Annotated in this window: 14 protein-coding genes; 1 reads left to right on the top strand and 13 read right to left on the bottom strand. The window is 59.1% G+C overall.

The window, feature by feature from the left end:
* Positions 1 to 45 precede the first annotated feature (45 nt).
* From C9422_RS18780 to C9422_RS18770, 3 genes are read right to left on the bottom strand one after another with little or no spacing between them, the layout of a single operon-like run.
* Positions 46 to 468: a phage tail terminator-like protein gene (locus C9422_RS18780; RefSeq protein WP_116581719.1), complete on the bottom strand. Its 423-nt coding sequence runs from the start codon at positions 466 to 468 to the stop codon at positions 46 to 48.
* Positions 468 to 1,037, bottom strand: a complete 570-nt coding sequence (locus C9422_RS18775) for a hypothetical protein (protein WP_116581718.1) — start codon at positions 1,035 to 1,037, stop codon at positions 468 to 470. The genes C9422_RS18780 and C9422_RS18775 overlap by 1 nt, the downstream gene beginning before the upstream one ends.
* Positions 1,034 to 1,381 carry a hypothetical protein gene (locus tag C9422_RS18770; RefSeq protein ID WP_256589991.1) on the bottom strand — a complete coding sequence of 116 codons (348 nt, stop codon included), beginning with the start codon at positions 1,379 to 1,381 and terminating at the stop codon, positions 1,034 to 1,036. The genes C9422_RS18775 and C9422_RS18770 overlap by 4 nt, the downstream gene beginning before the upstream one ends.
* A gap of 79 nt (positions 1,382 to 1,460) precedes the next feature.
* Between C9422_RS18770 and C9422_RS18765 the strand changes: the two genes are divergently transcribed.
* Positions 1,461 to 1,766 (top strand): hypothetical protein, encoded by a 306-nt coding sequence (locus C9422_RS18765; protein ID WP_116581716.1) that lies wholly within the window; start codon positions 1,461 to 1,463, stop codon positions 1,764 to 1,766.
* On the opposite strand, the gene C9422_RS18760 is transcribed toward C9422_RS18765, so the two are convergent.
* From C9422_RS18760 to C9422_RS18720, 10 genes are all read right to left on the bottom strand, one after another.
* Positions 1,763 to 2,257 (bottom strand): DnaT-like ssDNA-binding protein, encoded by a 495-nt coding sequence (locus C9422_RS18760; protein WP_116581715.1) that lies wholly within the window; start codon positions 2,255 to 2,257, stop codon positions 1,763 to 1,765. The genes C9422_RS18765 and C9422_RS18760 overlap by 4 nt on opposite strands.
* 3 nt (positions 2,258 to 2,260) lie before the next feature.
* Positions 2,261 to 2,521, bottom strand: a complete 261-nt coding sequence (locus tag C9422_RS18755; RefSeq protein ID WP_116581714.1) for a hypothetical protein — start codon at positions 2,519 to 2,521, stop codon at positions 2,261 to 2,263.
* A 45-nt stretch (positions 2,522 to 2,566) separates the two neighbouring features.
* Positions 2,567 to 3,730 carry a P22 phage major capsid protein family protein gene (locus C9422_RS18750; RefSeq protein ID WP_116581713.1) on the bottom strand — a complete coding sequence of 388 codons (1,164 nt, stop codon included), beginning with the start codon at positions 3,728 to 3,730 and terminating at the stop codon, positions 2,567 to 2,569.
* A 97-nt stretch (positions 3,731 to 3,827) separates the two neighbouring features.
* A complete protein-coding gene (locus C9422_RS18745; protein ID WP_116581712.1) occupies positions 3,828 to 4,607 on the bottom strand; it encodes a DUF6651 domain-containing protein in 780 nt (259 codons plus the stop codon).
* Between the two features lie 209 nt (positions 4,608 to 4,816).
* On the bottom strand, positions 4,817 to 4,975 hold the full coding sequence (locus C9422_RS32285) for a hypothetical protein (RefSeq protein ID WP_165824800.1): 159 nt from the start codon (positions 4,973 to 4,975) through the stop codon (positions 4,817 to 4,819).
* A gap of 299 nt (positions 4,976 to 5,274) precedes the next feature.
* Positions 5,275 to 5,451 carry a hypothetical protein gene (locus tag C9422_RS32280; RefSeq protein ID WP_165824799.1) on the bottom strand — a complete coding sequence of 59 codons (177 nt, stop codon included), beginning with the start codon at positions 5,449 to 5,451 and terminating at the stop codon, positions 5,275 to 5,277.
* A complete protein-coding gene (locus tag C9422_RS18735; RefSeq protein ID WP_256589990.1) occupies positions 5,448 to 7,094 on the bottom strand; it encodes a hypothetical protein in 1,647 nt (548 codons plus the stop codon). Before C9422_RS18735 ends, C9422_RS32280 begins: the two co-directional genes overlap by 4 nt.
* On the bottom strand, positions 7,095 to 8,489 hold the full coding sequence (locus C9422_RS18730; protein ID WP_116581710.1) for a DUF4055 domain-containing protein: 1,395 nt from the start codon (positions 8,487 to 8,489) through the stop codon (positions 7,095 to 7,097).
* Between the two features lie 2 nt (positions 8,490 to 8,491).
* Positions 8,492 to 9,790, bottom strand: coding sequence for a terminase large subunit domain-containing protein (locus C9422_RS18725; protein ID WP_116581709.1), 1,299 nt, complete (start codon positions 9,788 to 9,790; stop codon positions 8,492 to 8,494).
* Entirely contained in the window at positions 9,777 to 10,238 is a 462-nt protein-coding gene (locus C9422_RS18720) for a DUF2280 domain-containing protein (protein ID WP_116581708.1), read from the bottom strand. Before C9422_RS18720 ends, C9422_RS18725 begins: the two co-directional genes overlap by 14 nt.
* Positions 10,239 to 10,249 lie beyond the last annotated feature (11 nt).

Genomic DNA, 10,249 nt, shown 5'->3' with positions numbered 1-10,249 from the left:
CAAAACCCGCTCGATGGCGGGTTCTGGGTTTGCCCAATGGGCGGATTAGGAAGCGGTATCTGCTCTGTACGTGAAGGACAGCGGCAGCGATGTGGTCGTGTCGTCCTGCCGCGCCGAGGCGGTTGCCATCGGCGAACGGACGTAGACGGTGAAGTCTGTTTTGGTCAGGTCGAGGTTGTTCGGGAACAGTGCGGCTATCTCATCGGCGATCAGGCCAGCAGCGCCCCGCCCTTCCCCTGCTTTGGTCACGACACTGACCTGAAAGACGCCACGGTAAGCCGTGTGCTTGCCTTCCAGGTCTTCACTGGTCGGGTTAGCCGGCAGCAGGAAGGGGCGCAGGTAGGGCGAGCCATCTGCCGGTGGTGTGAAGGCGACATCCTCATAGGCGATCGGCAATGCCGGCACTCTGGCGGTGGCCCATGTCTTCAGGCGGGCCTCGAACAGGCTGCGAATGATTCGATCAGACATTAGGGCAACTCCGAGACGGCTTTATCGATGAACATCTGAACTTCAAGGACGGAGACGCGGACCATGCCGGCAGGCGCCTGGCTTGAATGCCCGTACTCCAACGGCTGCGCGTACGGGAGGTTGTTCATCATCCAGATGGTGCCGACCTGAGTCGTGAACCCTTGGATCACCGTCGCACCGTCGCCCTTCGAGTCTTGTCCGGTCGGGTCGATGCGCTCCAGCGTGCCGGTCTTGGCGGTGTCGAATGACACCTGCCAGTTACCCCGAAAGCGCCCGCCGACATAGTTGCCACCTGCGACCAAGTCCATGCCGTCCTTGATCAGCCGCCCCGGTTTCATCCGTCCATTCCTGGACAGGTTCTCCGGATCGTTGCGCAACTCGGCATTCAGCCGGGCCACTTCGTTGTTGTATTGGACCGCTACCGAGTTGGCCGCCCACAACTCTGGATTGCCGACCGGGGATCGATCCACCACGGCGCCCAGCAGGTCGATGGCGACCTTCTGGACAACCGTCTCGGCATTGATGGTCGCCTTCTCAGCGAATGCCTTCAGGTCCAGGGAGAAGCTCATTTGCGGGCCTGCACACTGAAGCCGACAGCGAGGCCGGCGTAATCCCACGGATCAACGTTTTGCACCGTATAGGTGTCGCCGTCGAACAGGATCTTGTCCTGGCTGATGGGCTGCGGCGTGTCCGTGCCATTCAGCAGCAAGGGGGAAATCAGGATCTTCACGTCGCCCAGCTTGATGCGCGAGCCGTCGATGTCCTGCTGCCGGTAGTTCTCACGAACGCCTGAGCCGTCGTATTGAACGGTGGTCACCGGGCTACTGCCTGCCTCCGGGTCGTATTCACCAGTCGTGACGTGGACCAATGACAGTTCCACTCCTTTACCGCCCTTGCTGCGAGGCGCCAGCATTCGCGCAGCGCTTGCCTTGGCACGATCATAAATATCTGGCATAAGGCCACCCACAAAATGCAAACACAAGGAATTGAATATGTTGACGCTTGCGGACAGGGCAAAATCCATTACTGAAAGAAGGGTTCGCCTGGCAACTGCCCAGGAATTTTCGGACGACATTGACGGTCTCACCGTCCAGCTGAGAGATTCAATAACCCTCGCCTTTCAATACCGAGGACTCTCGAAACTAGGTTTGGACATTGTCAAAAAGCATGTACCTAAAGGAGAAAAAATTTCTCCTCAGACCCAGTCCTTTATCAGTGGTATTGAAGACTTGCTTCTTGAGGACGTGCCTCCTCTTAAGCTCCAGGGGAATATCTTTTCCCTTGAGATGGGTCTTTAACCTCTCTTCAGACTGACTTGGCTGGACGACTGCAAAAGTCCGGAGAACTGCGCATAGGACTGCCGGACAGCGGCAGCCTTGCTGATGATGGGGCTTGCAGTCGAGTACTCGGTTTCGAGCGGGCCGACCTTCTCCCGGCTGATCGCGCCGAGGCGCTGCTCAGGCGGCGACAGATCGTCAGCGTGGATCTCGGTAGCCAGAGCCATTTGCCCGGCCTTGATCTGCGCAGGGATGGTGTTGGATGGCACGGGGAACCGGTTCAGGCAGGCCTCGAAGCGCGGCCACGCCAGCGTCTGGAGCGGGCTCGCCGTCCGCCCCTTCCATGGCTTCGCATTCATCTCCAGCGCAGCCCGGCGTAACAGCGCTTCCTGCGCCGTGGTATCAGCCGGAATCACCCGGCCGAAGTTCCCCGCATAGGTGACCAGTTCAGCCGCCGTCGCAAAACTCTCGGCACCTGGAACGATCGAGCCTGTTTCGATGACGAGAGCCATGGGTTAAACCTCTGCGTCGAGCAGTGCTTGCAAATCTTCCTGGCTTGCGTCGACTTCAAAGGCGATGCCCTTCTCAGTCAGTGCAGCCTTGGTTGCTTCGAGCTTGGCAGCAGCTTCATTCGCGGCATCAAACGCTTTCTGCTCTTTAGCGGTCAGCTTCTTGGCTACGTACAGTTCGTGCTCGCCTTCGACGAAGTCCTCCTCGTTGATGAGTACGAAATCGCCCTGACCTTTGCCCCACGCCTTTACTTGAATGGTCTTCATGTCTTTCTCCAATAAACCGGGGGCCGAGGCCCCCAGCAGGCAGGGTTAACCGAGCAGGATGCCGATGTGCTCTTTCTTGACCGCCGCAGTACCCCAGGCCAGTGCAATTTCGTACTGCATTTGGCGGTATTGGGCGTACATGGAGATCTCGAAGCTGAGACCAGTCAGGGGGTCAGTGATGATCATGCGATCCACCGCCGAGTCACCCTGTTCTGGCAGAGCAGGAGCACGGGTTGCGAGTGCGATGGCCGAACGAGCGAAGAACATGTTGCGGTTGCTCACCGGCGAAACGGTGATAAGGGTTGCAGAGGCCGGAATCGCCTGCAGGAGGCCGGGCGCGGCCAGGGTGATGCTTCCACCATTGGAGGTGTCAGCGTCACCGGAAGCTACCAGGTACTTGTTGGTGTCGCCGGCGAAGGTGATCACGTCGCCCGCCAGGACGGTACCGGTACCGGCGGAAGCCAGAGTGATTACAGTTGCACCGACGGCGTAACCTGCGGTGTTGGTTGTCGCTGCAGCGCCGGTACCAGGAGTGAAGCGTTTGACCTGCGCCGACTGACGCAGCGCCAAGCCTTGCAGGCGGTCGGTGATACCGTTGCGCAGCATGTCTTCACGGCCGGCTTCGTTCACATGGAACAGGCCGGATTGCTTGCCGCGCAGGTTGAACATGGCGGCGGTGCCCAGCACCAACTGGAAGTCGAGGCCTTGAGCACCGTTTTCTTCCAGGATCCGCAGTGCGCCGGCGGTGTCGCTGAGATCGTTGGCGGTACCGAATGGCGCGGTGCCTGCGGTGCCGTAGGCGCGAGATGCGTTTACGTGGAGGCTGGCGATATCACTTTCGATCTCGTTGACCAGAGTGCGCATGCCTTGCTGGATCTGGTTGGACAGGATGACGTTGAAGCTCGCACCGTTGTTGTCCAGGCCCTTTTTCTCTTCACCGTTCCAGCGGATCGGAACTCGACGCGCCTTGGTGATGGTCATCGAAGAGCCACCGATAGTCTGGTCACCGTCGTTTGGCGGAGTGACTGCCGGAGTGATATCGGTCGCAGTGGCCGCACCGACTACAGGCGAAGTTACGGTTTGGCCCACGGCAGCGCGCTCGTAGGTCATGTCAGACGACACGGCAGGAATAAAGCCCACCAGCTCACGGGACACGACGTCCAGTGCGTTGTAAAGCGTAGGGATCAACCCGGTAAGGGTGTTGGCCATGATTGGCTCCTTGATTAAACGATGATTGAGTGTTCAGACTTCCGGGCCATCCGACCCAAGCACCGACTCCCATCCGGGCACCGGCAGTGATTCAGCGTCAGTCAGTGACGACGCCGCCATCGCGTGCAAACGCGGCCTGGTCATTCGGGCTCAAAGCATCGAACCCGGCGCGACCCATGGACTTTTTGCCCCCACCATTACCTCCACCATGAGGTGCACCACCGCCGCTTCCGCCGGAGCTTTTCAGGATGTGGTTCTTGTGGGGATATGCATCAACCAGCAACTCGATGGCTTCCTCAGCGGTAGCCAATTCGCCGTGGCGAGTGCGGGAATAGAGCTTGCTGCCGTTGGCGTCGTAGCCAACGACCTTGCCTTCTTCAACCTTCAGGCTGCTGCCGAACAGGGCCCTGGCGATCTCGACGCCGGCTGGGCCTTCAGCAGCAAATTTCTCGGCGATGAATTTGGATTGCGAGAACGCGCCGCCAATCAGGTGGCTGTTCAGTTGGCCCTTCAGTGTTTCGTTTTCCTGAACTACGGGGCCGTACTTTTCCTCGACGCTTTTCACCGCTTCAGAGACCGCCTTGTCGCGGTCACCTGCAGCGATCAAGTTCTTCTCGTCCAGGTTCTTCACGACGGTCAAAGCCTTGAGCGCGGCGGCTGGGTCGGCGATGCCTTCAAACCCCTTAAGCTTGCCTTCCGCGGCCTCTGCCCGCTCGCGATGACCCTTGGCCTCGCCATTCAGGCGGCCGATAGTGGCGACGGTGCTGTCCGCGTCAAAGGGCGCTTCTTTGCCGTCGGCGCCAGTGAAGACCGGCAGCTTCTGACCATTGACCTCTTGGGTGACGATGTGACCGTCTGCATCAAACTTGAAAGGCATGTGGTTTCCTCGGCCGTCCGGCCATCTACTGAGCCATCCGGCCCTTGGCGCCCTGCTCCATCCGGAACACAGGCAATAAAAAGCCCCGTCATTGACGAGGCCTGTGTAAATCGCGCGCATAAAAAAACCCCGGCGGATGCCAGGGCTTGATTCAAAGCATGTAGGCCCGTGCGAATGGACGGGCTTTGGGGATGTTAAGTATTTCTGCGTCAGTCGTCCTGATCTATCTGATCAAGAAAATCAACGTCATCATCTTCTTCGTCAACAATTGCCTGAGCGTCTTCTTCAACCCATGACTCGCCATCATGGAATTCATGATCGAGCAGGTGGTCGTGCTCAGGCTCGGGAATATCTCGTTCTTCGCTCATGACTTACCGAAACAAAAATAGAAAGAACCGACTGTATATGCAGATCCTTGCCCTCAGTCAACGATCACGAAACAACGACGCGCTCACCCTTGAGTAAGCACCCAACGCAAAGCAGCACCTTCGTCCCGCCAGTGGGCTTGCCGTTCTTCATCAGGACGCCGATCTTGGTTTCGATCACTTCCCTACCCCCGCAGCGATGGCACTGAACCATCGTCGCTGGCTTGGGATGAGCACGCACACGCTTGCGCACCTCTTCTGTCGGTGTGTCCGGAGCTTTGGTGCCTTGGATGAGATGAAGCTTAGGCGTCTTCGAAGTCATCTTTCAGCTTGCCGGGGCCGATCTCTTCAGCCATCTGCTTGCAGAACTTTTCCCAAGCGGCACTTCCATCGAAATAGGCTATGCCTTCGGCTCGGGCTTCTTTCCGCTCTTTGTGCGCTTCAGCGAAGTACTGTTCAGTCGCTTCTTTGCTGGTCATGATTTCTCACGCTGGTAAAGCAGTTTCAGAAGGTCGCTGTAGGCAACCCATACCTGATGCTCCGCCTCTGCCTGGGAGTACTGCAATTCAAGATCACCACGGTGAACCATTGCGTTCACTCGTTTGATTGCGGCACTCCTCGCCTGGGCAAGTGCTGACTCCATCGTAGCACTCTCAGGCCAGCCATTGGGAGCCGACAGAACGTATCTCAGTGTCGGCCCGACAGCGCGCAGTTCGACCACTCCAATTTCAGCAGCCAGGTTGATGTCTTGCTCTGAGAATGTGCCGTTGCCAGGGTGGTTGTGGGTAAAGGTTGAACCTTTCAGCCGGTCGAATTCACTCACAGGGAAACCAACACTGTCTGGCTCGCCCTGACGCTGCAGGATGATCGAGCCATCCTTGCCGATAAACGCGCCTGTCTCCAGCTTGTCACCGCGGATCTTGTCTTCGATCTCTACCGCAGCTTTTCGGGCAGGAGTTGAGATATCCGGCTTCGATAATGGATACCCGGTGTCGTAAACGGTGAACTCGCCAGTCGGCTGCCGGAACAGCGCGGAATCCTGAGCGCGAAGCTGCTTGATGGTCATCCACTCGCCAGTTGGCGTATAGAAGTCCTCCAGTTCGACCTTTCCGCTCTTGAACAACTGATAGCGTTCAGGCCCAAGCACTTCAAGCTTGCGGGCGTCCGACTGGCGGTTGAGCCATTCGCTGTAGGTGGTGTTCGCCGGGACCTGGCCGTCCATGCTGGCGCGCTGGGCGGGAGTCATCTCGTCGATGTTCATGCCCAACTCTTTCCAGCTCTTCGTGACCGCGCTCGAGGTAGACCGGCAGCACCAGTGGATTTTGCCCGGGCCTTGCAGCCAGGGCACCTTGTGACCGATCGGCTTGTGCGTGTTGATGGCGTATTGGAGCTGGTCGCGGATGCGACACATCGGCGAGGTCTTGTTGTCCAGCGTGGACACCCACTTGTCCGCCTTCAGGATCTCCTCGTTGGCGTTGTTGAACTCCAGCCGTGCAGTCGCCGCCGTGTGGCTCACTGCCGTCCTGACCACCGCTGCAAGATCCTTACGGGGGCGCTCAAGGAATCCATCTGCATACCCCGTAGCCCGTGAGCCGCGAATGCTGCGAATGATCTGGTCAGTCGTCTTGCCTTCGAGGTAACCGGTGCGGATGGCGTTGCGGATCTTGACCATGCGGTCGGCGGCAATCTCCTTGCCCCAGTCCTTCAGCAATCTGCCTTGGAATGGCCGGGCGAGCGCCGCAGCATAAGCCTGCTCGGCGCTGACACTGGCTATCGGGAAGCGAACCTGCACAGGCTCCGGCAGCACCCTCTTGTACAACTCCTGTTGCCAGTCAGCCTCATACCCGGCCAACTCTTTCAGGTCGTCCTGTAGCTCTTGGGCGACAGCGGCATAGGCCTCAATGTTGATCAGCCTCACCTCGGCGAGCAGCAGTTCCAGGCGCTCAACCGTGAAGGACTCAGCCGGCAGGCGCTCAAGCGCAGCAGTCAGCGCCGCCGACAGGTCAGCATCCGACCGGTTCAGCAGAGCAATGATCCGCCGGACTACGCCAACCTTGTACTTTTCGAGGCTTACCGCGTGCGCGATCTGCTCGTCTTCAAGGACCTGGTTGACGGTTGGCATTTAGAGCACTCCGAGGCTCGGCCCCTGTTCGGCAATCTTGGCTTTCTCTTCATCCCACTTGATGTCGCTCGACACCACGTTGCGGCGCTGCATCTCGGAGAACAGCGTCTCGTCGGACAGGCGTCCTTGGCTGGCCATGTTGAGTAGCAGAGGCAGGGTGGTTTCCGGCGCGAAGTCGATGTCGAAGTTGCCCTGCACCTGGACATGACCGCCTTCTTTCTCACCGGTCAACTCGGCGAAGTACTGCAGGACCTGGTCAATCGCGTCTTCGAGCTGGCTGGCCATGGTCTGGAGCGGGCTCATCTCCTGAGCCGCCTCATCCTCGGCCTGCGTGGCAGTCTTCACGGCCTGCTTGTCCTTCTGGAGCAGCTTGGCTCCGGCGACACGCATCTGATCTTCAAGGTCTTGCAGGGACACCCGACCGGCCTCAATGGACTTGCCGGTGTGTTCCACCCACTTCATGTCGCCTTCCTTCGGCAACTTGGTGGCGGACGCGGTGCCGACTTTCAGCTCCCAGGTGTCATCGTCGATCCCGGTAATGGCGAGCATCGGCACCCGGGCGACGTGCAGGATGTTGTCCTGATCGCTTTGGGACTGCCAATGCTTGACGTTGAGGTGGGCCAGCTCCAGCAATGGCGGCTTGGCCGTCATGTAGCCGGTGCGCTCCGTGTAGTAGGTGGTCAGCGGAATGTGGCTCAGTGAGCTCGTTCCCGCTTCGAACAGCTCCCACTCGCCCTTGCGCTCGCCACTCTCAACCTTGCGATACGTCGACCACTTGCCGGGCTCGAGGACCCTGATCTGGTTGACGGACTTGGTGCCGAAGGTGCCATCGTCCTCTTCGACCGACTCCATGTACCGGAACTGGGTCAGGACGTGCTCGCCGTCGGCTGTGCTGGAGCGCCAGCCAATGACCTGTTGAGGCCGGATCATCACAGCGTATGGGCGAACCCCAGCAGCCTGCTCGTCCGCCTTGGTAACGATGGTTGGCTTGCCTTCAGCGTCAGTTGTCTTCGGGTATTCGGCCAACACATGGCACAAGCCATGGGACAGCGCCTGGAAGAAGAACGACTTGGCCCAGACCTGCAGGTTGTTGCCCTGACGGTCGAAGTTCTCGGTGTACTCGACGATAGACTCAGGCACGTCTTCGCCCAGCACAATGGGCTCGGCGAAGACCCGGCCCGTGTTGTTCTTCACCGTCTCGCTGTAGGCCGGGAACAGGGTCGAGAGCTTCTTGCGGTTGCAATAGTCATCGCTCTCCTCCTTCGGCCATTTCGGCAGCAGGCATTCGCCCGCCTCGCGCATCGCCCGTGTGCCACCCATCAAAGGATCGACGATGGCCCAGTCTTCGCGCATGGCGTCCACTGCCGGCAGCGTTTTGCTTGGGTCGTCAGACATAGTCAGATTCTCAGAGGTGCGGTGGATGCGGTGCGTTTGACGATCGGGAATTCTTTGTGGATGAAGTAACCGCCCGCGTCGTTCGAATGGTCCTTGCCCTGGGTCTTGTCTGGCTCACCGTTGGCCCCCCAGACCTGCTGCTCGAGCGAGTCAGCGTATTGCGGGCATGTGAAAGGGTTGACCAGATAGCGACGCTCGCCGGCTGCATTGCAGAACATGGCGTTCATGGCGTTGATGCGGTCCTTCACCGGCGGGTTGGCCGCTGGAGCAATCACCACGAAGCCAGCCTGTTTGAGCATGGCCAAGTCTGTGACGCTGGCATTGACCGACTTGCGCGAGTCGCCCGAGGCGTCAGGGTAGATCCGGATCTCACAGGTCTTCACGAACTTGTCGCCATCGTGGCGCCAGTAGCGTTCTTTGATGCGACGAATCATGTCCGGCGTATCGTAGCCATCCATGAGCTCATCCACGGCGCGCGGCAGACCCTGGTCACGTTTGACGTGGGTGATCGCCGCCATCTTGCCGACGTTGAAGTCCATGCCGATGAACAGCTGCTCGCCAGGCTGCACGGTGTCGAAGCACTGATTCAGCTGACGGTCATAAGCGTGATAGATCGATCCGGACGTCAGGTTGACGAACTGGCCTCTCAGGTAGGCCTGGATCAACTGCTCCGGGTACGATTCAAGCAGCGACTCGATGTAGTCGTCCGGCAGGTTGAGCTCGTTGTCGAACGTGCTGGCCTGCACCAACCCGTACATCTGCTTGAGTGCCGGCTTGTCGCGCAGCTGTTTGACGAACTGGAGGTAGACGAACTTGAAGCCTTCCGGTGTGGTGGTCACGTCCACACCGTTCTTCAGCCCGGGCAGGTTGTAACGCATCCGGGCAATGATCTTGCGCCAGGCCTGCTGCGCTTTGATCGACGTCAGCACGTCCAGCTCATCCACCAAGGCGTGGCCAATCTTGAAGCCTACGATGGTCTGCGGCTTCTCCATCGACCGGCAAATCACAGTGCCGCGGTACTGCCGGCCACTGTAGATGTGAACCTCATGGTTCGCCTGGTTGATCTTGGTCTTCAGCCCCCAGTCGTAGGCCACCTCATCCATGGTCGGATAGAAGATGTCGCGGATCTGCGGGTAAGTCGGTGCGAAGTAGCCCGCGTTGACACTGGGCCACTCCATGAAATGCTTGCTCAGCGCCGAGCAACCGACCCAAGTCTTCCCTGAGCCGAAACCGGCAACGAACGCGCGGAACTTGTGAGGCAACGTGAGGAACTGAGCCTGTGGGACGTTAAGGCTCGGCATCTGGCTTCCTCGCATCCACTACATCGACCTGGATACGGGTCGGGATCGCCGGCTCATCGTCTGGCTCGTCTTTGCGGTGCCGGTTGACGTAGATGTCGCCGACTTCCTTGGCGGCCTGCTCCAGCAACTGAGCGGTCAACGCCATGTTCTTCATGTTCTCGGCTTTCTCAGCCATGCGGCCAAGTGCGCGGAGTCGATACGCTCGGTTGGCGATCGGGATGTCTACCGTCTCTTCACGGAAGCGCTTACGAGCGGCATGGAAGAGCTCTGCCCACTTAGCGCCCAACTGCTTGCCGGCGAACTTCGTCGGGTCGTGCGACTCGCACTGCTGACGACTGATTTCTATCCCGAATTCCTTCTTGACCGACTCAACCACTTGAGATGGCGTGTCGAAGCAGGCCAGAGCCTGAACGATGAAGGCTTTGACCTCGCTTCGTAGTACTGCCATAGGGTCGTCAT

This window comes from Pseudomonas sp. B1(2018), assembly GCF_003097365.1.
In the GTDB taxonomy this organism is placed as follows: Bacteria; Pseudomonadota; Gammaproteobacteria; order Pseudomonadales; family Pseudomonadaceae; genus Aquipseudomonas; species Aquipseudomonas laurylsulfatiphila.
Note: the sequence above shows the minus strand (reverse complement) of the source record. Positions and strands in the feature narration are given on the sequence as shown.